Annotated in this window: 5 protein-coding genes; 3 read left to right on the plus strand and 2 right to left on the minus strand. The window is 43.4% G+C overall.

The window, feature by feature from the left end:
* The first annotated feature begins 186 nt into the window (after nt 1-186).
* The 3 genes from HC643_RS34620 (at nt 187) to HC643_RS34630 (ending at nt 3,212) form a co-directional block, all read left to right on the plus strand.
* On the plus strand, nt 187-1,356 hold the full coding sequence (locus tag HC643_RS34620) for a zinc-dependent alcohol dehydrogenase (RefSeq protein ID WP_038083016.1): 1,170 nt from the start codon (nt 187-189) through the stop codon (nt 1,354-1,356).
* A 248-nt stretch (nt 1,357-1,604) separates the two neighbouring features.
* Entirely contained in the window at nt 1,605-2,789 is a 1,185-nt protein-coding gene (locus tag HC643_RS34625; protein ID WP_038083015.1) for a Gfo/Idh/MocA family protein, read from the plus strand.
* A gap of 81 nt (nt 2,790-2,870) precedes the next feature.
* Complete coding sequence (locus HC643_RS34630) at nt 2,871-3,212, plus strand: cupin domain-containing protein (RefSeq protein WP_038083014.1); 342 nt, start codon at nt 2,871-2,873, stop codon at nt 3,210-3,212.
* Between the two features lie 626 nt (nt 3,213-3,838).
* On the opposite strand, the gene HC643_RS34635 is transcribed toward HC643_RS34630, so the two are convergent.
* Nucleotides 3,839-5,830 carry an ABC transporter ATP-binding protein/permease gene (locus tag HC643_RS34635; protein WP_038083013.1) on the minus strand — a complete coding sequence of 664 codons (1,992 nt, stop codon included), beginning with the start codon at nt 5,828-5,830 and terminating at the stop codon, nt 3,839-3,841.
* A 377-nt stretch (nt 5,831-6,207) separates the two neighbouring features.
* Nucleotides 6,208-24,612 (minus strand): non-ribosomal peptide synthase/polyketide synthase, encoded by an 18,405-nt coding sequence (locus tag HC643_RS34640; protein ID WP_167844812.1) that lies wholly within the window; start codon nt 24,610-24,612, stop codon nt 6,208-6,210.

A 24,612-nucleotide genomic window follows, 5' to 3' on the forward strand; every position in this document is an offset into this window, starting at 1 on the left:
TTAAAAGCGGTTTCGATCCCCCCTAACCCCCCTTAAAAAAGGGGGGAACTGAATTCCAATTCTCCCTTTTCACGATGTTTCATCTCTTTTTTAGAGATCTGTACACCGCCGTAGCTTATCCTCAGGGGGTAACCTCAAGTTTCCCTTTCCTACCTCCTCATTTCCTAATCACAAAGGACTATTGACATGAAAGCAGTTTGCTGGCAAGGTGCTAACAAAGTACAAGTTGATACAGTACCCGATCCAAAAATTTTGAATCCGCGTGACGCCATTATCAAAATTACCTCAACAGCAATCTGCGGATCTGACCTACACCTGTACGACGGCTTTATCCCGACTATGGAAAAGGGTGACATCCTCGGTCACGAATTTATGGGAGAAGTTGTTGAAATTGGCAGTGAAGTCAAGAGAGTAAAGGTAGGCGATCGCGTTGTTGTTCCTTTTACTATATCCTGTGGTAACTGCTTTTTCTGCCAACGAGATTTATGGTCGTTGTGCGATAACTCCAACCCCAATGGCTGGATGATAGAAAAAGTTATGGGTTATTCACCATCGGGTCTATTTGGCTACTCCCATTTATTTGGTGGTTATGCAGGCGGTCAAGCAGAGTACGCGAGAGTGCCATTTGCAGATGTTGGATTATTCAAAATTCCTGATGGATTAACGGACGAGCAAGTCTTATTTTTAACTGATATTTTTCCAACAGGTTACATGGCAGCAGAGAACTGCAACATCAAACCCGGTGATATTGTCGCCGTTTGGGGTTGCGGACCCGTTGGACAATTTGCTATCAAAAGTGCTTATATGCTAGGTGCTGAGCGAGTTATTGCCATCGATCGCATTCCCGAACGCTTGCAAATGGCACAACAACAAGCCAAAGCAGAAGTCTTGAATTACGAAGAAGTGAACGTCGGTGATGTTCTCAAAGAAATGACAGGCGGGCGCGGTCCCGATGCAGTTATTGATGCTGTAGGACTCGAAGCCCATGGAACAGATTTTATAGCGTTCCACGATCGAGTTAAACAAGTGGTACGCCTGGAAACAGACAGACCAAGCGCATTAAGACAGGTTATTCTAAGTTGCGGTAAAGGCGGTCATGTCTCCATTCCCGGTGCTTATGGTGGCTTCTTAGACAAAATCCCCATGGGTGCAGCCATGAACAAAGGCTTGACCTTCAAATCGGGACAAACACACGTACACAAGTACTTGCGTCCTTTACTTGAGCACATTCAAAATGGTGACATCGATCCCACCTTTATCATTACCCATCGTTTGCCTTTAGAACAGGCACCCCATGGATACGAAATTTTCAAGCACAAAAAAGACAACTGTATCAAGATTGTACTTAAACCGTAATGGCTAATGGCTAATGGCTAATAGCTAATGGCTAATAGCTAATGGTGAGTCCAGCGCTGTAGGCGATGAGACCAGTGCCATAAGCGGGTTTCCCGCGACCACCGGGACTGGCGTATAGCCCTTACGGGCATAGCAGAAGGCAACGCGGAGCGTGTGCCTTGCACATAGTGTCTCCGCTTCTGAGATACAAGGGAGGGCTAATTGTCAATCGCAATTAGCAATTAGCAATTAGCAATTAGCAATAAATTATGTTTGATTCCTTCAGAAAAGAACTTTCTCGCCGCAATCTTTTAAATAAAGCAGGTTTTGGCTTTATGGCCCTTGGTGTCACTGGAGCTATGGGGTATATTATTAAACCCGCTCGGACTCTAGCCCAAGCTGGACCTGCACCATCTAAAGAACCTTCTTTGCCTCCTGAGAAAAAGCTGGGATGGGCAGTTGTAGGGTTGGGTAAGTTTGCTACCGAACAAATCATGCCTTCATTTGCTGAGTGCAAAAGGTCAAAACTGGTCGCCTTGGTGAGTGGCGATCGCGCCAAAGCAGAAAAGTATGCACGACAGTACGGTATCAACTCAAAAAATATTTACGACTATCAAAGCTACGATAATCTTCGCAATAACCCAGAGGTAGATGTAGTCTATATTATCTTACCTAACGGGATGCACGCCGAATATACTATTCGTGGCGCACAGGCTGGTAAGCACGTTATGTGTGAAAAGCCAATGGCAAACACTGTCGCAGAATGCCAAGCAATGATTGACGCAGCCAAAAAAGCAAACCGTAAGTTAATGATTGCTTATCGCGCTCAGTATGAACCCTACAACCTAGCCGCGATTCAACTTGCTCAAAGTGGCAAACTGGGAAAATTAAAAGTTGTAACTTCTGACCACGGACGTATTCTTGACCCCAAAGACCCTGCAGACGTTTGGCGCATGGACAAAAAACTAGCAGGTGGAGGTTCTCTTTACGATATTGGTATTTACAGCTTGCAAGCGGCAAGATACATTACAGGTGAAGAACCCACAGAAATTACTGCCTTTACCTACAGCACTCCAGGAGACACCCGCTTCCGTCAGGTTGAAGAAAATGTTAACTTCACGTTACGTTTTCCCAGTGGTGTGCTTGCTAACTGTACTTCCAGTTATGGTTACTCCAATACGAAACGCATTCAAGTTTTTGGGTCTGACGCAGTTTTAGAATTAGACCCAGCTACAGACTACTATCAACACCGTCTGTATATTAGCCGAAATAATCGAAGGGAAGAGCAAAACATTGAAGAGAAAAACCAGTTTGCTCTAGAAATAGATCACCTTTCTGAGTCCATTATGACAAACAAGCAGCCCAAGACTCCTGGTGAAGAAGGCTTGCAAGATGTCAAACTCATGAACTTAATTTACCAAGCAGCTCGTACAGGCGAAAAGGTAAAAGTTTGAACAATAGTTTAGTTGTTAGTTGTTATTCTCATAACCACCAACAACTAACCATTAACCACTAACGATCTTGAGGAAACACATATGCCAGATACAACTGTTAAGAAAATAGATTCAGCTCATTCCCCTAAAGGCGAACAGGGTCAAAAGTATCTTGCTTCCGGTAAGACTGTTTCAATGCGCCTTTGGGAAAATGAACAACCCAATGAACCTAAAGAACCAACTTCACGGGAATACGAAACTGTTGGTTATGTCATTAGCGGTCGTGCTGAGTTGCATATTGAAGGACAAATGGTTTTGCTAGAGCCTGGGACTTCATGGGTCGTACCAAAAGGAGCGTCTCACACTTACAAAATCCTAGAGTCATTTACAGCTGTTGAAGCAACTAGCCCACCGGCTCAAGTCCATGGAAGGGAAGAGAATTAAGGAACTTGTGAAGAAGGCAGATGGCAGCTGGCAGATGGCGTGCAATATGGTAAAGGCTTCAACCCACTACTCTCCCTTGTTCGCCCTATCTCAGGAGCGGAGACGCAATGTGCAAGGCACACGCTAAGCGCAAAGCGCACGCTCCGCGATGCCTTCTGCTATGCCCGTAAGGGCTATACGCGTTGCGAAGCTATGCCCGCAGGGCTATACGGGTTCGCCAGTCCCGGTGGTCGCGGGAGACCCGCCTACTTTCTCTGGACTCACCAATTGTTTGCCACCCTCCGGGTTCGCCAGCCCACCCGGCGGGAAACCCGCACGTGTGGCTGGACTCACCAAATCAATAGATTATGGTGCAGGGACCGTTACCCTTGCTCCCTTGCGGTCACGAGAAGTACAAGGGCATTACATAGCTGCCCTCTGCCCGCGATCGGGGCTGCCTTTTGTTAAAAAAGAACTCAAAATTTCTTGTAGGGCGGGCGTCCTCTCCCGTTCCACAAGATGAATGATTTAACATAAGTTCGACGATATCTCACTCTCTGCGTCTCTTGTTAGAAACTACGATCTACACACAACTTAGGTTTACCTCCCTAAAATAGAAAATTATTTTTTCATAGGCGATAATTCACCTAAACTCTCACCCATTTCAACACACTTGGGTTCTTGTTATAGCAGTACGTCAAGCCGTCCCTAGTAGTGATAGAATTTCCTTTGCTTGCCTTACTTCTGATAGTGCTAATGGAATAGTTAGTTAATTCACTTATTTCCTTATGAGAAAGCCCTTCACTTGTGATTGCTTCCGTCAATATTTGTGATTGACTTTGCGACTCATTATTGGGCGTGCTTTGAATATTTATTGTTTTTTGATTTCGATATTCCTGCACAGTCACAAGTTGCCACCTGGAATCTTGTGAAAGTTCTAAAACCCATTGATGATAATCAAACAGACTTTCTCTATGCCCTACACTAATAAATGTTGTTTTCGTTGTTTGTAATTGTTGATATAAACTTCCTTCATTTTTCAAATCCAAGGCACTTGTTGCCTCATCTAATATTGTGAACCTGGGATGAGTAACTAATAGTCGTGCGAAAGCAAGGCGTTGTTGTTCTCCTAAGGACAATATATTTTCCCAAGGAACTTCTGTATCAAAGCTTTCAATTCGACTGAGCAAATTTTGCAGGTTAACTTGTTGCAAAACTTCTTTAAGCTGTGCGTCGGTCATGTGACGATTTGTCTTGGGATAAAGCAACTGTTCGCGCAAAGTTCCTAAGATGATGTAAGGACGTTGGGGTAAAAACAATACTTCTTCTAAAGGAGGTCGCACCAAACGACCGGTTCCTGCATTCCACAAACCTGCAATCGCTCTCAATAAAGAGCTTTTACCGCGACCACTCGGTCCAACAATTAATAAACCTTCCCCTGGCTGAACAGCAAGTGACAGATCTTCGACAATGACCTGTTCATAGTTAGGTGTTTGTAGAGTGACATGCTCAAAAGCAAGATGGTTTTCTTCTATTGTCTTAATTGTACTGGCATTTTCTGGTTGTTTAGTGACTTCTTCTAAAGCGTCAGAAAAATCAGATAAACGTTGAACGTAACTAGAAAACCGCCCAGAAGTCCCAAATTCATTAATCAATTCTGCCAAAGCATTAGCAAATAAGCTACAAGCTAAAGAAGCTTGGCTAATTTCGCCAAACCCCATTTCACCTCTAATATCTAAAGGACCAAATATGATAATTGGAAATATTTGAATTACTGCTTGATATCCTCTATTAAAAATGTCTTTATTTCTTTCCCATGTCACCTTACGTTTGACAACTTTCATCAAATTACTAAATCGGCGTTGAATGATATTTGATTCTTGGTGTTCTCCTTGAAAGAAAGCTATTGATTCAGCATGAGTACGAACATGAGTTAGTGCATAACTGTAGTCAGCTTTTAATTCGAGTTCTTCTTGATTAATTTTATTAAATTCTTGAGTTATGTAAACTGCAATCAAATTTCCTATTACCGTATAAGCAATTAAAATAATTGCAACTTGTTGAGAAATTGACCAAAGAATTATTAAAAAAGCTGTCATTTCCAGTACTTTCTCTAGGAGAGTTGCTGAAAAGTTGAGAGCATTGTTAGCAATAGGTTCGATTTCTTGAGCTAGACGTTGATCGGGATTATCTATATCGGATGTAAAGTTAATTTTATAATAAGCTCGGTTGCTGAAATATTTTGATAAGACGTAATTATTTAGCCATTGATACCAATCTAGAGCAATTTGTTTTCTAACAAATTTAGTAAATCCTACCAAGAGCGTTACTAAGACAAGGGCTATGCCGTAAATCCATAATGTATTAAAAAATTTAGTAAAATCCTTTTCTTTAGTGATGATATCGATTAAATAACGACTAACAAAACTATTAAAAACAGTTACACCTACGAGAGTGATGATTAATAAGATTAGGAGAATAAGCATTCCCCATGCTTTAATTACATCTGTAAATGCTCTTTCACCTGGCTTTGTTGGATACCAGTAATTTCCCGCGATCGCTTTTACATCGTTCCAAAATTGAATAAAAGCTGATAAAGCATTTGTTGATGCTTGACTTTGAATAACTTGAGTTGCCATATCTTAGAAACAAAATCAGATTTTTTGCGATAAACAATTAAGTCCTGAGAGCAAAATTCAAAATTTTACCGAACCTCCAGTAATTAGAGGATGTTTTAAAAGTCCTTTCATCAGAAGCAAAACATTCAAGCTTCCACTAAATTCCCTAATTCATGGAGAATTTAAGAGTATTTCCCCCCCCCAATTTATCGGCTACGGTAGTGTACACATCTCTGGAACAAAGCCAAAATCATCGTAGATCCCCCTAAATCCCCCTTTTCAAGGGGGACTTTAAGAGTATTTTCCCCCCTTTTTAAGGGGGGCTAGGGGGGATCGCTGAGTACCTAAAATCACAGCCAAGCACTTTTCAAACAATCTCTTAGTAAGCATATTGGCAATTAGATTTTGGCTTGCTCAATAAAAGCTTTTAACCGTTCGGCTAAAACCCGAACGTAAGGTTGAGTCATCATCGTGGTATGGTTGCCAGGGACAAACTGGACATCCACTGGTGCAACAGAAAACTTATTCCAGCCCCATGCCGAATCTTGCAAGAGATCGGAAGGTAATTCACCTATAGGTTCTTCAACAGAAGTTTCGCTGGAGCGTAACAAAGCAATTTGTGTTGGATAAACCTGTTGTGGTACATAATTCATGAGAGAGTTAGTTTTCAGAACTTGCACTAGATTGTTAAGCTGTATAATATCAGCATCGGGAGGCAGAATATCAACCATTTTTAAACGCTGTAGAACGTATTTTAGTTGCTCCTCCCAAACCAAAGATTGAAAAGTATCGTCAGAAATCTCCAAGTTCTTCGCTAAGAAACGTTCTATCGATCTGGCAAACTCAGCCAGCCATCTAGCATCATCCCAATCAAAACCTATTGGCTTTTCTTGGTAAAACGGTGCTGTACTGTCAAGAATGGCAACTAGAGCAACTTCATGTCCCTTGTGAAGTAACTGTTGAGCCATTTCAAAGGCTATTTTCCCTCCAAAAGAATGACCTGCTAAAAAATATGGTCCTTGTGGTTGAATATCTTGTAGTGCTTGAACGTAATGGGTGGCTATATCCTCAACTTTAGTGAGAACTGCAAAGCTATTGGCTTGGAAACTGTAAAATGGTTGGTCTTGTCCCAGACAACGAGCTAAATTATACAAGTAGAAAGGAGTTCCACCAGCTCCTGGAAGGCAAAACAAAGGTGGCTGAGAACCATTTGGTTGAATTGCTACCAAACAAGATTCACTAGAGTCATTCAAATCTTTTTGGACAATTGTCGCCAACTGTTCGATAGTGGGATTCTGCAAGAAGGTTGCTAAGGGAATATCTTTACCAAGCTGCTGTTTAATTTGCGCCATTAAGTGGAGAGCTACAAGCGAATGACCACCGAGGTCAAAAAAGTTATCTTGTACTCCTACCTTGTCAATTTTAAGAATCTTTAACCAGAGTTGAGTGAGTTGCAGTTCTAAGTGGTTGCGAGGTGCAACGAATCTATCAGAATTACTGGTGCTAGAAGGTACAGGTAAAGCACGGCGGTCTATTTTGCTGTGAGTAGTTAATGGCAGTTCTTTTAGGAAAACAAAAGCATTAGGTATCATGTACTCTGGCACCTTTGTTTTCAGGTATTGTCGCAGTTCTCTGTTTGTCAGTGTCACCTCTTGTTGTGGCACAATGTAAGCGACTAAGCTTTTATCGCCTGGGGTATCTTCACGGATGATGACACAGCATAGTTGCACACCGTCATGTTGGCTTAGTACTGCTTCGATCTCACCTAACTCGATCCGAAAGCCCCGAATTTTGACTTGATTATCAATGCGTCCCAGGTATTCAATGTTGCCATTTGGTAAATAGCGTGCTAAATCCCCTGTTTTGTACAAGCGGGAATTTTGATCGGTGCTAAACGGGTTGGGAATGAATTTCTCTTTGGTCAATTCTGGAAGGTTAAGGTAGCCTTGTGCCAAACAGTTACCACCAATATACAACTCTCCTGGCACACCCACAGGTACTGGTTGTAGGTGAGGATCGAGAATGTATACAGTTTTGTTAATTAAAGGACGACCAACAGGAACTGTGGTGAGATTGGTGTCTTCACCGAAGTGAGGGGGAATTTCAAACAGGGTTGCTGTGATAGTTGCTTCTGTGGGACCATAAGCATTGACCAAACGAACATCAGACATTGGGATCTGTTGCCAAACAGCAACGTATTTAGGCAACATCGCTTCTCCACCAACAATTACAAGTCTCAGTTGACTGCTCCCATCTCGCACTTGTGTTGTCGCCCACTCTTGAGCTAATTGTTGCCAATAAGCCGTTGGAAGATTAACGACAGTAAGTCCAAAATCGGAAATTATTTGATGTAACTTTGTTGGAGTCCATACATCCGCACCTCGAACCAACAAGGTCGCGCCAACCATCAGTGTAGGAAATATCTGCTCCCATGAGGGATCGAAGTTGATTGAGGCAAACTGGAGCACGCGATCGCTTGGCCTAAGTGCAAAAACCTCTTGCATAATACAGCAGTGGTTGGCGATCGCACCATGTGAAACCATAACTCCTTTAGGTCTGCCTGTAGAACCAGAGGTATAAATTACATAAGCCAAGTTAGCTGCTTGTACAACACTAATGGGATTTTCCTGGCTCTGCTTGGAGATGAGATGCTTATTGGTATCCAAACGAACAAGTTGCGTTTGATACTCAGGCAGTCTTTCTACAAGGTGCTGCTGGGTTACTAGCACCGCAACTTGAGTATCTTCTAATATAAAACTCAAGCGGTCTTGGGGATAGTCTGGGTCAAGGGGTACACAAGCTCCACCTGCTTTAAGAATGCCAAGCAGTCCCACCAACATCTCTAACGAACGTTCTATACACAACCCAACCAGTACATTTGCCCCCACACCCAATGAGCGCAAGTAATGTGCTAATTGATTGGCACGAGTGTTCAACTGCTGGTAGGTCAATTGGCGATCGTTACAGACCACTGCTACTGCATCCGGGGTACGCTCAACCTGCGCTGCAAATAACTCATGGATACACTTATCTTGAGAGTCATCTGCTTGAGTGTGGTTCCATTCAACTAATAACTGGTGTTGCTCGTGTTCGGAAATAAGAGATTGCAACTCGTAGCGCCCTTGTGGCTGGTTTGCCATTGCTACTAAAGCGTTGAGATAGTATTCGCCAATTCTATTGATTTGTTCGGGGCATAACTTTAACGCATCGTACTGAAGTCGTAGTTCTACCTCAGATGACTTTGGATTCACACTAAATTGAGCAGCAAACGTGAAATTGGTTTGTTCAAAAAATTTCACACCCAGTAGTTGCAAATTATCCAGTTCCAACACCTGTTGGTAGACATGAAAATGCACAAAGTTAAACGCCGTCTCAAATAAAGGCTCATCACCCAAATTCCTTTGGATTTCTGCTAGTGGATAGCGGCGGTGCGGTAACATTTCTCGTTCGGCGGCAAACACTTGCTGTACTAACTCTATCCATCTCCCTCCAGTCAATTCCAGGCGGAATGGCAAAGTATTGAGGAATAGTCCCAGGACTCGCTCGCCATCACTTTGTTCGGGTCGCCCGTTTGCGACTAAACCTGTTAGTACGTCTGACTGACCGCCCAGAAGACTTAACACTCGCAGATGAGCAGCCAACAGCACACTCTTAAGTGGAACTTCTGCGGATTGAGCCAGTTGTTTTAAGCTTTCAGAAATTTGTGGAGATAAAGTTACGTCTTGTACGCCAACTTCTATAACATTAGTATTTGTTGGTACAGAAGACCAGCGAAGTATTTTAGTGAAAGTGCTGTTTTGTAGCTTCTCATTCCAGTATTGCTGAGTTGACGATGAAACGATCGCTTGTTGCTCTAAAGCGACAAAATCTCGGTATGCAATACTTAATGGTGGCGATACACGATCGGCTTGTTCGCCTAAAAGTGATAAATAACGACTAAACAACTCAGTCATCATTGAGGAAACACTCCACCCGTCTAAAATAGCGTGGTGGCAACTCAACGTGAGATTAAATGTCTCCCGTGTACGACGATGAACAACAAAGCGTAATAGAGGAGGTTGAGTCCAATCAAAATGCCGTTTCTTTTCGGCTTCAAACCAAGCAGTTAGGGCTTCTTCTTGCTGGGAATGATTCAAGTGACACCAATCCTCTACCTGCAAGGGAAGCTCAACTTGCTGGTGAACTAATTGCAACGGAATACTGAAGTTACTTAGGTCGAATGAAGTCCGCAGTAAAGCATGATGACTGACTAAATCTCGGACAGCGACCTGCAAAAGTCGAACATCAAGACGAGTTTTGAGATAAAAGCTGCTAATTTCGTGATATAATGCGCTATCTTTGTTGTACTCACTGTGGTAGAGCATTCCCATTTGCAGCATCGCAAGGGGATAGGCATCTTCTACACCATCAGGTAAGTGTTCTTTATCAGCGATCGCAATTAAGCTAAATGGTTGAGTTGATGATAATTGTGTAAGGTTCTGCGCTTGGGTTTTGAGTTCTTGAACTAGCGCATGAATTGTTTGATGTTGGAATAGCTGTGCAAGAGAGATACCCAAACCTTGTTCTTTAGCTTCAGACAGCACTTGAATGCTACGAATAGAATCTCCACCTAAAGCAAAGTAGTTATCATGAATACCGACTTGCCCGACACCGAGAACTTTAGCCCAAATAGCAGCTAATATTTTTTCTTCTCTCGTGCTGGGCGCGACAAACACATCTTCTAGTTCTGGTCTGGCATTATCAGGTGCTCTTAAAGCGCGACGATCTATTTTACCATTTGCTGTCAGTGGTAGAGATGCTAACTGTACAAAAGCACTTGGCACCATGTAGCTTGGCAGTTGGTTGCTAAGGAAGCGACGCAATTCTGGGGTTGTAAGAGATTGTTCCTGCTGTGATACTACATAAGCAACCAAACGTTTATCGCCCGGTTCGTCCTCTCGCACTACTACTACGTTTTCCCATACATCTCGATGAGTTGCCAGTAATGCCTCAATTTCTCCCAACTCAATGCGGAAGCCCCGCACCTTCACTTGATTGTCGATGCGTCCTAAATACTCTAGCTCTCCATTCGGCAAATATCGCGCCTTATCTCCTGTTTTGTATAGTCTTGCTTGCGGGTTTTTGCTAAACGGATGAGAAATAAACCTTTGTTGTGTGAGTTCGGGACGATTGAGATAGCCACGCGCTACCCCTTCCCCACCAACGTACATTTCGCCCCCAACACCAATTGGTACTGGTTGAAGATTTTCATCTAGGACATATACTTGTAAGTCGGGGATCGGACGACCGATAACACTGGCTGTACCCTGCAAATCGGCTTTGCTCAATGGGCGATAGGTAACGTGTACGGTTGTTTCTGTAATCCCGTACATATTTACCAATTGGGGTCTTGTGTCGCCGTGTCGCTCAAACCAAGGTTGCAAACTCAACAGTTCTAAAGCTTCTCCACCAAAAATAACCAGGCGCAAGTTTAACTCGCGAGTCGTTATCATTGATTGTTCGGCTTGGATTAACTGGCGGAAAGCGGAAGGTGTTTGATTGAGAACTGTAACTTTTTCTTGACACAATAACTGGTAGAAAGATTCAGGCGATCGCGTCACCAAATAAGGCACGACTACCAGTCGTCCACCATAGAGCAATGCACCCCAAATTTCCCATACGGAGAAGTCAAAGGCGTAGGAGTGGAACATTGTCCACACGTCATCGCAATTAAATTTATACCAAGCTTCTGTAGCGGCAAACAGACGAGTGACATTAGAGTGATTCACTAATACGCCTTTGGGCTTACCTGTAGAGCCTGATGTGTATATAACATAAGCTAAGTTATTAGCGATCGAATCACTAGTGGGATTATCTTTACTTCTAGTAGATATACTTTCCCAATCTGTATCCAAGCAGACTACACACGCCCCATGTTCTGGTAGCTCAGCGAGTAATTTCTCTTGACTCAACAATACCCGCACTTGTGAATCATTTAGCATATAAGCCAAGCGTTCTTGGGGATATGTTGGGTCTAAAGGTACATAAGCCCCACCCGCTTTGAGAATGCCTAGTAGTCCCACGACCATTTCTATTGAGCGTTCCACACACAAACCAACAAGTGCATCGGCTCCCACGCCCAAGGAGCGTAAGTAGTGAGCTAACTGGTTAGCACGACAGTTTAATTCCCAATATGTAAGTTGTTGATTTTCATATACAACCGCTACAGCATTTGGTGTACGCCTTACCTGCTCCTCAAATAACTGATGAATGCACTTATCTACAGAATAAGCAAGGCTGGTATCGTTCCACTCGAAAATTAACTGCTGTTGCTCGGATGGTGTCAGCAAGGGCAATTGTGCTAAGTGCTGCTCTGGGTTAGCAATAATACCTTCAAGCAATGTTTGAAAATGACCCAACATTCGAGCAATCGTTGCATCATCAAAGCGACTGGTATCGTAGCTAATTTTTACCAACAATTGTTCGCGGGCGATCGCAACTAAAGTTAGGGGATAATTAGTTTGTTCAATGCCGTGAATATTCTCTAGGTCGAAACCGTAATTGTGCGATCGCATTGTTGCATCAACAGGATAGTTCTCGAAAACAACAAGACTCTCGAACAAAGACATTTCTCTGGGAACTTCGCTAAGACCTTGAATATCTGCTAGCGAACTGTATGAGTATTGCTCAGACTCAACTTGTTGCGCCTGTAAATCCTTTAGCAAATCTAGTAATTGAGTATTTGCTGAAACTTGAACTCGCACTGGTAACGTGTTGATAAATAGCCCTACCATCGACTCAATACCCATAAGCGATGGCGGACGCCCAGACACAGTCGCGCCAAACACGACATCTGTTTCTTGGCTGTAACGACACAGTAGTATTGCCCAAACTGCCTGTATTAAATTACTAATTGTCAATTGATGCTGTCGTGCAAAAGACCCAACTGCGGCTGTTGCTGGTACTGTTAAATGAATTTGCTGTTCGCTGTAGCCAATGTTGCCATTTTCCCGGTTTGGCAATAGTTTATCCACCGCTAAAGGAGTGGGGGCGGTAAAACCTTGAAGTTTTTGCCTCCAGAATTTTTCAGCTAGAGTTAAATCTTGTTTCTGTAGCCAAGCAATATAGTTGCGGTAGTTTGGAGTTGATTGATAGTGTAAACTTTCACCCTGAGAAATTGCTTGATAAAAATACAGCAAGTCTTTGAAAACCAAAGGTAACGACCAACCATCAAGCAATAGATGATGATGACTCCAAACGAATTGATAGCTATCAGTACTCAACTGAATCAGATACAAGCGCATAAGTGGTGCAACAGACAGTTGAAAACCTTGTTGTCGCTGTGACTTTAAGAAAAGCTCTAATTGCTGTTGCTGTTCTCGTGCAGATAGCTCTTGCCAGTTATAAACCTCTACAGTAACTTTGACTTGCCGATACACAACTTGCAGTGGCTGGGACAATTGCTCCCAAACAAAACCAGTCCGCAAAATTGAATGCCTCGCTACCAACTGCTGCCAAGCTTTTTCAAATGCTTTGACATCCAAATTCCCTGTCAGAGTGCAAATGACCTGCTCGAAATAGACTCCTGAGTCTGGAGCATACAAACTCTCAAACAACATACCCTGTTGCATGGGAGAGAGCGGATAAATATCCTCAATGTTTTGCCAGTGAGTTTGTTCCAGTCCTTGTTTCAATGCTGGGCTTACTAACAGTTGGTCTAGTTTTCGTTGGTTAAGCTTAATGAGTGGGAAATCAGAAGGTGTGTAACCGCCATTTTGGGGATCTAAACAATAGGCAATGAGTTCTTGTAATGTTTTGACAAATTCTCGTGCTAAATTCTCAATTGTCGCGTGTTGATGGACATTTTTGCTGTAAATCCAATTTATTTGGAGTCGTTCTTCGGAAATGATACTGCTGATGTCTATTAAATGAGCGCGGTTATTGTTTAAACTATGCTCAACTCCAGCAGATTCATTAGCTAACTGCATCCAAGTAGATGTGTTCAGAACTCTATCGAATTGACCCAAATAATTGAAGCTAATTTGGGCTGGTGGGAACGCCTGTAGTTTAGTAACGATTTCTGAATCTTGGCTCAGATAACGCAATAACCCGTAGCCAATGCCTTTGTTAGGAATAGCACGCAGTTGTTCTTTGACAGATTTTAAAGCATCCACCGGATTTTCTGTTGCTTCTAGTTCCACAAGCACGGGGAAGATGGTTGTAAACCAACCGACAGTACGTGACAAATCCACACCATCAATAATATCTTCCCGCCCATGACCTTCTAGGTTGAACAGCGCACGGTTAGAATTTGTCCATCTTCTTAAAACCAGTACCAAAGCAGTTAGGAGGACATCGTTAATTTGAGTGTTGTAAGCTTTTGGCACATCTTGCAGTAAAGCAAGAGTTTCAATCTCATTTAACGACACTAATACCGTGCTGGTAGATGCAACAGTGTTTATTCCTCGCATACAGTCAATTGGAATAGAAGGAACTGAGGAACGAGATTCGTTTAGCCAATAAACAACCTCAGATTTGAGAGTTTCTGACTGTGCATATTCTGTTAATTTGTAAGACCAATCCTTGAAAGATGTTGTCTTCGCAGGAAGCACAATTGCTTGACCTTGAGCAAGTTGCTGGTAAGCTGTTTGCAAATCTTCTAATAAAATCCGCCAAGAAACACCATCAATCACCAAGTGGTGAATTGCTATGAATAATCGCGCCCTTTTGTCAATACCCAGAGCGAAAAAGGCAACCTGCACTAAATTTTCTGATAGATTTAAACTTGCTTGAAGGGAAGCGGCGTTAGCTTCAATTGCTGCTTGTTGTTCGCTCTCTGGAAGTGCCGATAAGTCTATCTGAGAGAAAGCAACGTTATCATTCGGAGTAGAGTGAATTTGTTGCCAAGTAAACTCAGACTGTGTAAAACACAAGCGTAGAGCATCATGATGTACGAGCAATTGTTGCAAGGCTTGCTTTAATAGCTCTGGCTTGAGGTCAGATGGTACTGAGAGCAGAAATGCTTGATTAAAGTGGTGCGGTTGGGAGAGATTTTGCTCAAAGAACCAGTGTTGAATTGGTGTAAGAGGTAATGTACCTGTGATTAATCCTTGTTCTACCTCGATCGCTTTCACTGTACCTGCTACTGCTGCCAACTGCGCGATCGTTTGATTTCCAAACAGTTGCTTGAGGGTCAGTTGCAACCCTGCTTGCTTTGCTTTGGCAAGAATTTGAATACTGAGGATGGAATCTCCACCGAGTTCAAAGAAGTTATCATGAATACCTACTTGTTTGACTCTCAGAACTTCTGCCCAAATCTGCGTTAGTATTTCTTCAATATGATTGCGTGGGGCTACAAAACTTTGTTCTACTAACCCGTGTGAGTTTGGTTCAGGCAAAGCGCGACGGTCTATCTTGCCGTTGGGAGTTAAGGGTAAAAACTCTAGGATGACGAAAGTATGTGGCACCATATACTGCGGCAGTTGCTCAGAGAGAAAGGAGCGCAACTGGCTTATAGAGGGTGCAAAGCCTTGCTTCGGTACTACATAAGCAACTAGGCGTTTATCGCCAGGAGTGTCTTCACGGGCGATGATACAAGATGCTTGCACATCGCTATGTTGGCTCAATACTGCTTCAACTTCTCCCAACTCGATGCGGAAGCCACGAATTTTTACTTGATTATCGATACGTCCTAGGTATTCAATGTTACCATCTGGTAAATAACGTGCTAAATCTCCAGTTTTGTAGAGGCGGTCAGTATTAAAGAGGTTAGGAATGAATTTTTCTTGTGTTAATTCTGGCCGATTGAGGTAGCCGCGTGCCAATCCCGCACCACCAATGTGTAACTCTCCTGGAATACCTATGGGAACTGGCTGTAGATATTGGTCAAGAATATAGATTTGCGTGTTAGAAATTGGGCGACCGATGGTTGGTGAAGTGGTTGCGCCTTGTTCTACCAAGCTATATGTTGAGTAAGTGGTGTCTTCTGAGGGACCATAGAGATTGAATACACGCTTGACTTGACTGCGCTGATAAATTTGCTGCACAAGTTGATTTTGCAGAGGTTCACCAGCTAAATTAACTGTGCGTACTTGCTGTGGTAGATTATCATCTTGAATTAACTGTGCGATCGCAGAAGGAACGGTATTAATCAGAGTGACTTGGTTGGCAGCAGTTAGAGTGGATAAGTGCAAAGCATTTTGAGCTAAGATGACTTTTCCACCTACGCTAAGAGTCACAAACAACTCAAAAACCGACAGGTCAAAACAAATAGAGGTAGAAGCTAAGACACCAGCAAGTTCTTCTTTTGTAAAAATCTCTTTTGCCCAACTCACCAAAGCCACAGGACTGCGATGCTCGATAGCAACTGCTTTTGGTCTACCTGTAGAACCGGAGGTATAAAGTACATAAGCTAGGTTTGATGACGTTACTTCGCTGACGTTAGGAATTTCGCTGGTCTGGGCAAACTCGCAAGCTCCAGTATCCAAATAGACAATGCGAGCTTGATGCTCGAGTAGTTTCTTACTTAGATGCTGTTGCGTAAGCAACACTGAAACTTGAGCATCTTCTAACATGAAGCGCAGACGCTCAGTAGGATACTCAGGATCGAGTGGCACATAAGCCCCACCCGCCTTGAGAATACTCAGTAACCCTACAACCATTTCTATGGAGCGATCGACACAAACACCTACAAGCACATTTGGTTTTACACCCAAAGACCGCAAGTCATGCGCCAATTGATTAGCACGAGTGTTCAACTGCTCGTAGGTCAATTGTTCGCCTTCAAACACAACTGCTACTGCATCCGGAGTACGTTCAACCTGCTCCTCAAATAACTGATGGATGCACTTATTCTCAGGGTAATCTGCCTGAGTATTATTCCACTCCACTAATAACTGTTGTTGCTCGGTCGTTGTCAGTAAAGGTAATTGGGAAATTCGCTCTTGGGGGTTAGCAACAATACCTTCGAGCAATGTGACAAAACGATCGGTCAATCGCTTAATGGTGGAAGCATCAAATAAATCAGTGTTGTATTCCCACGCACCGACCAGTCCGGTAGGCGTGTTCTCCATTCCTAAAGTTAAATCAAATTTGGCCGTTCCACTCTCTACCGCCAATGGACTGACAGTTAACCCAGCCAAATCTAATTGATATTGAGAATTATTATTAAGTACAAACATTACCTGAAACAGAGGCGCATGGCTGAGATCTCGTTCTGGCTGCAAAGCCTCTACTAGCATTTCAAAAGGTAAATCCTGATGAGCATAGGCGTCTAGAGCCATTTCCCGCACACGAGCTAGTAACTCGCTAAAGCTAGGATTGCCTGAGACATGAGTACGTAATACTAGTGTATTGACAAAAAAGCCAATTAACCCTTCTAATTCAGAGCGATCTCGGTTGGCAATCGGTGAGCCAACTAAAATATCTTCTTGTCCTGTATAGCGATAAAGTAAAGTATCAAATGCTGCCAACAGTGTCATGAACAAGGTTACTCCTTGCTCTTGGCTGAGTTTTTTCAGTTTTTGAGTTAACTCAACAGAGAGTGCAAACTTTTGATATGTGCCAGCAAAGGTTTGCACAGCAGGTCTAGGTCTGTCTGCGGGCAGTGTTAATAAAGTTGGTGCATCTGCCAATTGTTTTTGCCAATAATCCAATTGGCTTTGCAATACATTACCTTGCAACCACTGTCGCTGCCAGAGCGCAAAGTCTGCATACTGAATTGGTAGTGGCGTTAAGGGTGAAAGCTGACCTTGAGAATAAGCAGTGTACAGCGATGCGAGTTCTTGAACAAATACACCCATTGACCAGCCATCCGAGACAATGTGGTGCATACACACTAATAAGGCGTGTTCTGTCTCGGATAGGACTATTAATGTTGCTCGAACTAATGCTTGTGTTGCCAATTCAAACGTTTGAGTAGCGTGTTGTTGCGCTAATTGTTGTGCAGCTATTTCTTGTTCGGCTGTAGATAAATGCTGTAAATCAACAACTGATACTGTCCAATTCCTTTGCGTTTGAATAATTTGAGTTAGCTGTCCATCAACTGCAATGAAGTTGGTGCGTAAGGCTTCGTGGCGAGCAATTATTTCTTGTAAGCTTTGTTCCAAGGCAGATTGATTGAGAGTCCCAACAATACGTAAAGCTATGGGGATATTGTATAAGGCAGTGTTCGGCTCGAACTGGTCTAAAAACCACATCCGTGTTTGAGCAAATGATAGTGGTAATTCTGCATCTTTTGCCCGTCTTAAAATCGGTGGGGAAATCAGTTCTTTGTTTTGTTGTTGTAATTGCCCGATCGATTGTGCTAATTCGGCAACTGTTGCTTTTGCAAACAACTCTCGTAATGGTAGTTCCACTTTGAAAATGTTGCGGATGCGTGAAACTAGTTGCGTTGCTAGTAGCGAATGTCCGCCAAGTTCAAAGAAGTTATCATAAATCCCCACTGCCTCTACTTTTAACACCTGTGCCCAAATTTGTACCAGTATTTCCTCCACAGGTGTGCGTGGGGCGACATACTTTTCTAGTCGCGTGCTGTCTAACTCTGGTTTGGGCAAAGCGCGACGGTCTACTTTGCCGTTGGGAGTTAGCGGTAAGGACTCCAAGATGACGAAAGCACTTGGCACCATGTACTCTGGGAGTTTTGTTTTTAGGTACTGCCGTAGTTCGCTAATTGTGGGTGTAGAGTCTTGATGTGGCACTATGTAGGCGACTAGGTATTTATCAGATCTGGTATCTTCACGGGGAATGACACAAGATGCTTGCACATGGCTATTTTGACTGAGTGCGGCTTCAATTTCTCCCAGCTCAATGCGGAATCCGCGTATTTTTACTTGATTGTCAATACGTCCTAAGTATTCAATATTGCCATCTGGTAAATAACGTGCCAAGTCCCCTGTTTTATATAATTTTGAATTGTCAAAAGGGTTGTTAATAAATCTTTCCTGAGTCAGTTCGTCACGATTGAGGTAGCCTCTTGCTAGCCCCACGCCACCAATATGCAACTCTCCCGGCACACCCACGGGTACTGGTTGTAAATTACGATCTAGAATGTAGACTTTTGTATTAGCGATCGCTTTCCCAATGCTTGGTGATATCTGCTCTTGTTCTTTGGCAACTACCAGCCCAGAAGTTGTAACAACAGTATTCTCGGTTGGACCATAATTATTCACGACTTGGAAGGGAATTAACTCTGATGGATATTGATGAAGCTTATCTCCACCAGTTAGGATAGTTCGTAAAGCCAAACCTTCAGTTGGCCATGCCAAAGACAAGAATTCCTGAGCTAGTGGTGTTGGCAGGAAACTGATAGTAATCTTGTTGGAAATCAGCCAGTCTCGTAGATTTTCTAGGGAACTAAGCAGTTGAGATTTGACTAAGTAGATGGTTGCTCCTGCGGTGAGGTAAGGCCATAATTCCCAAACCGCAGCGTCGAATGCTGTTCCTGCTAGCTGAGTAGCTTTGTCTGAGGAAGTGATTTCAAAGGCGCGTTGGTGCCAGAACACCAAATTTAACAACCCTTGATGAGCAATCAGCACTCCCTTAGGTTGACCTGTAGAACCAGAGGTATAAATTGTATAAGCTAAATGAGTTGCTTGTGTCTCAGGGATTGGATTGTCCTGACTGAACTGAGAAATTATCTCAGCCTTAGTATCCAAACAGACAATCTGTGTTTTCTGCTGAGCTAGTCTATCAACAAGTCGCTGCTGGGTCAACAATACTGGAGCTTGAGCATCTTCGAGCATAAAGTGCAAACGCTCGGTTGGGTACTCGGGGTCAAGTGGTAAATATGCTCCACCCGCCTTGAGAATGCCTAATAGTCCCACGACCATTTCTATTGAGCGTTCCACACAAATACCCACCAGTACATCTGCTCCTACTCCCAAAGACTTGAGGTAATGTGCCAACTGGTTAGCACGGCAATTTAACTGGTGATAGGTAAGTTGTTGCTTTTCAAATACAACTGCTACAGCATCAGGGATACGGTCAACCTGTTCCTCAAACAACTGATGAATGCACTTATCTAGGGGATAATTAACACTTGTATCGTTCCACTCGACAAGTAATTGCTGTTGCTCAGATGGTGTCAGTAGGGGTAGTTGGGAAATTTTCTGTTGTGGGTTAGCGATAATACCCTCAAGTAATGTCAAAAAATGACCCGTCATGCGCTCAATGGTATTAGCATTAAACAAATCAGTGTTGTACTCCCACACACCTACTAGTCCATTGGAGGTCTTCTGCATTAATAAAGTTAAATCGAACTTGGCAGTTATACCTTTTACTTTTAGGTGATTAACAGTTAATCCAGCTAACTCCAATTCAGATAGAGAATTATTCTGGAGTGAAAACATCACCTGGAACAGTGGTGTATGGCCCAGATCCCGTCCTGGCTGCAATGCTTCGAGTAGCATTTCAAAAGGTAAGTCCTGATGAGTATATGCCTGCATTGCCATGTTTCTAACACGATCCAATAATTCGCTAAAGCTCGGATCGCCTGCCAAGTCAGTACGCAGGACCAAGGTATTGACAAAAAAACCAATTAACCCTTCGATTTCAGAGCGATCGCGGTTAGCGATGGGAGACCCCACCAATATATCTTCTTGTCCCGTGTAACGATAAAGTAGTGTATCAAATGCTGCCAACAACGTCATGAACAAGGTGGCTCCCTGCTCCTGACTTAGTTTTACCAATCTATTAGTTAACTCAACTGATAGTGGAAATTCTTGATATGCCCCAGAGAAAGTCTGCACAGCAGGTCTGGGTCTATCTGTGGGTAGGGGCAATAAAGTTGGTGCATTTGCTAGTTGTTGCTGCCAGTACGAGAGTTGACTTTGCAATACATTCCCTTGCAACCAATGTCTCTGCCATAAGGCGAAATCTGCATACTGTACAGATAGCGGTGCTAAGGGTGACGGCTGACCTGTTGAATAAGCATTGTAGAGCGATGCTAGTTCTTCGATCAACACGCTCATTGACCAGCCATCAGAGACAATGTGGTGCATACACAGCAATAAAACATGTTCTGTCTCGGACAGCACTACCAATGTTGCCCTAACTAACGCTCCGTGTTCCAAGTCAAACGCTTGAATCGCTTGTTGTTGCGCTAATTGCTGTGCGGCAATTTCTTTTTCACTGTTTGTTAAATGTTGCAACTGGACAAAATTAACAGTCCAATTCGTCTGTTGTTGAATAATTTGAGTTGGTTTTCCATCAATGACGATGAAGTTGGTGCGTAAAGCTTCGTGACGAGCAATGATTTCTTGTAAGCTTTGTTCTAAAGCAACTTGATTGAGCGTTCCCAGAATACGCAACGCTATAGGTATATTATAAAAAGAACTATTTGGTTGTAACTGGTCTAAAAACCAAAGACGCTGTTGAGCAAACGACAGTGGTAATTCAGTATTTTCTGACCTAGGTACAATAGGTGGTGTATGAAGTTCTAAATTCTGTTGCTGTAATTGCGCGATCGATTGAGCTAATTCAGCAACTGTAGCGGCAGCAAATAACTCTCGCAATGGTAGTTCTACTGTAAAAATGTTGCGGATGCGTGAAACCAGTTGCGTTGCTAATAGAGAATGTCCGCCTAATTCAAAGAAGTTATTGTGAATGCTCACTTGTTCTACTTTGAGAACTTGCGCCCAAATTTGTGCCAGTATTTCCTCAACAGGTGTGCGTGGGGCGACATATTTTTCCAGTCGCGTACTGTCTAACTCTGGTTTGGGAAGGGCGCGACGATCTACTTTGCCGTTGGGAGTTAGCGGTAAAGACTCCAAGATGACGAAAGCACTTGGCACCATGTACTCTGGAAGTTTTGCCTTGAGAAACTGACGCAATTGGTTAGTCGTAAGCGATTCATCACTCACGACTGCATAAGCAACCAAACGTTTATCGCCCGGTTCATCCTCTCGCACTACCACTACGTTTTCCCACACATCTCGATGAGTTGCCAGTAATGCCTCAATTTCTCCCAACTCAATGCGGAAGCCCCGCACCTTCACTTGATTGTCGATGCGTCCTAAATACTCTAGCTCTCCATTCGGCAAATATCGCGCCTTATCTCCTGTTTTGTATAGTCTTGCTTGCGGGTTTTTGCTAAACGGATGAGAGATAAACCTTTGCTGTGTCAGTTCGGGACGATTGAGATAGCCACACGTCACTCCTTCCCCACCAACATACATTTCGCCTCCGACACCAATTGGTACTGGTTGAAGATGTTCATCGAGGACATACACTTGTAAGTCGGGGATCGGACGACCGATGACACTGGCTGTACTGTGCAAATCGGCTTTGCTCAATGGGCGATAGGTAACGTGTACGGTCGTTTCTGTAATCCCGTACATATTTACCAATTGGGGTCTTGTGTCGCCGTGTCGCTCAAACCAAGGTTGCAAACTCAACAGTTCTAGGGCTTCTCCACCAAAAATAACCAGGCGCAAGTTCAACTCGCGAGTCGTTGTCATTGATTGTTCGGCTTGAATTAACTGGCGGAAGGCGGAAGGTGTTTGATTGAGAACTGTAACTTTTTCTTGAGACAATAACTGGTAGAAAGATTCAGGCGATCGCGTCACCAAGTAAGGCACGACTACGAGTCGTCCACCATACAGTAATGCACCCCAAATTTCCCATACGGAGAAGTCAAAGGCGTAGGAGTGGAACATTGTCCACACGTCATCAGAGTTAAATTTATACCAAGCTTCTGTAGCGGCAAACAGACGAGTGACATTAGAGTGATTCACTAAAACACCTTTGGGCTTACCTGTGGAACCGGAAGTGTAGATGACGTATGTTAGGTTATCTGGTGTTACAGTGTTTGCAGGATTCGAGTTGCTGTTTTGCGCTATCTTTTCCCAGTCGGTATCCAAACAAACTACACGCGCCTGGTGTTTGGGAACAGACTCTACTAATTGCTGTTGGGTTAATAGCACTGAAAGTTGAGCGTCTTCTAACATAAAGCTCAAACGCTCAGTCGGGTACTCTGAATCAAGTGGTACATAAGCACCACCTGCCTTGAGAATCCCCAGTATGCCCACAATCGTTAAGGGCGATCGCTCTACACACAACCCGACCAGCACATCGGCTTTCACACCCAAAGACCGCAAGTAATGCGCTAATTGATTAGCGCGAGTATTCAACTGCTGATAAGTGAGTTGTTGATTACCAAACACAACTGCTACTGCATCAGGTGTACGTTGAACCTGCTCCTCAAATAACTGATGGATACACTTATCCTGGGAATAGTTTACTTGAGCGCTGTTCCACTCCACCAATAATTGATGACGTTCTGCGATGGTCAAAAGTGGTAATTCTGCAACTCGCGCTTTGGGATTGGCAACAATAGCTTGTAATAAAGTTTGAAAGTTTTGAGCTATGCGGGCAATGGTTGCCGCATCAAATAAGTCTGCACTGTAAGACCATACGCCTTCTAAACCTCCTGAAACTTCCCAGTAGTTGACTTCAAGATCGAACCTGACCATTTCATCAAGTGGCAAGGACATTTTCTGGAAGGTTAAACCGGGCAAATCCCAAAAAGACTGTGAGGCATTCTGTAGGGAAAACATCACTTGTACTAGGGGATTGCGGCTTAAATCTCGTTCTGGTTGCAGCTTTTCCACCAACATTTCAAAGGGCAAGTCCTGATTGGCATAAGCTGATAATGTGGTTTGCCGCACTTGCGCTAAGAAGTCAGCAAAGCTGGGGTTGCCAGATAGATCGCCCCTTAATGCTATAGTATTAGCAAAAAAACCTATGAGCTGCTCGACGCTCTTGTTGTTGCGGTTAGCTATGGGAGAGCCAACAATAATATCTAACTGACCGCTGTAACGAGAGAGTAAGACCAAAAAAGCTGCCAGTAGAGTCATAAATAAGGTTACATCTGACTCTTGGCTCAACTGCTTGAGACGTTCTGTAAGAAGGCGATCCAGTTTAAACCGCTCAATGCCACCTCGGAAGGTCTGAACTGGAGGACGTGGTTTATCAGTAGGTAATTCTACTGTAACAGGGGCATCAGCTAACTTTTGCTGCCAGTAATTCATCTGGCGTTCCAGAACTTCGCCTGTCAACCACTGACGTTGCCAAACTGCAAAGTCAGCATACTGAATGGGTAATTCTGGTAGTGGGTTGGTCAATCCTTGAGTAAAAGCTGCATACAGTTGGGATAAATCATTTTTGAAGATGTTCAAAGACCAGCCATCGTAGATGATGTGGTGCATCTTCAACAGCAGTACAGACTCCTGCTCGTTGAGTTGGAGTAGAGCGAATTGTATTAATGGCCCAACAGCTAGATCGAAGGGGTGGGACGCAAAAGATTGTGCTATTTGCCCGATTTGGTAAGTTTGCTCCTGGGCTGACAATTCCCGTAAATCATGGACGGGCAAAGTTAAGGCAGAGGGACCAATCACCTGTACGGGTTGCCCGTCTGCTATAGGAAAAGTTGTTCTTAAGATTTCATGGCGGCGAATGAGTTCGCTCAAGCTCTGCTCTAGTGCAACTATATTCAGCGACCCATTTAGTCTTTGAGCATCGAGCAAATTATAAGAACGACTGTCTGGTGACAAATGGTGCAAAAACCAGAGTCGCTGTTGAGCAAAAGACAGGGGTAGCTTACCATCCCGCGATACTCTTTGAATGGGTAATTGATGAGATGTTTTGACCTGCTTTGCTTGCTGTAAAAACAGGATAATTTCTGTTTTACGTGCAGCTATTTCTTGACGTAGTGTAGGAGTTAACGCCCCTTCAGGTGCATGACAGCGCAAGCGATTGCCATCTACCTCTAGTTCTATACTTAAGTTTGTCAGGTGACGAACAAATTCAACAATGCTGTTAGTCAT

This window comes from Tolypothrix bouteillei VB521301, assembly GCF_000760695.4.
GTDB lineage: Bacteria > Cyanobacteriota > Cyanobacteriia > Cyanobacteriales > Nostocaceae > Scytonema > Scytonema bouteillei_A.

What these genes read in the sequence shown, in the direction of transcription:
- HC643_RS34620 (WP_038083016.1), top strand. Translation starts at nt 187, where the DNA reads ATGAAAGCAGTTTGCTGGCAAGGTGCTAACAAAGTACAAGTTGATACA.
- HC643_RS34625 (WP_038083015.1), top strand. Translation starts at nt 1,605, where the DNA reads ATGTTTGATTCCTTCAGAAAAGAACTTTCTCGCCGCAATCTTTTAAAT.
- HC643_RS34630 (WP_038083014.1), top strand. Translation starts at nt 2,871, where the DNA reads ATGCCAGATACAACTGTTAAGAAAATAGATTCAGCTCATTCCCCTAAA.
- HC643_RS34635 (WP_038083013.1), bottom strand. Translation starts at nt 5,830, where the DNA reads ATGGCAACTCAAGTTATTCAAAGTCAAGCATCAACAAATGCTTTATCA.
- HC643_RS34640 (WP_167844812.1), bottom strand. Translation starts at nt 24,612, where the DNA reads ATGACTAACAGCATTGTTGAATTTGTTCGTCACCTGACAAACTTAAGT.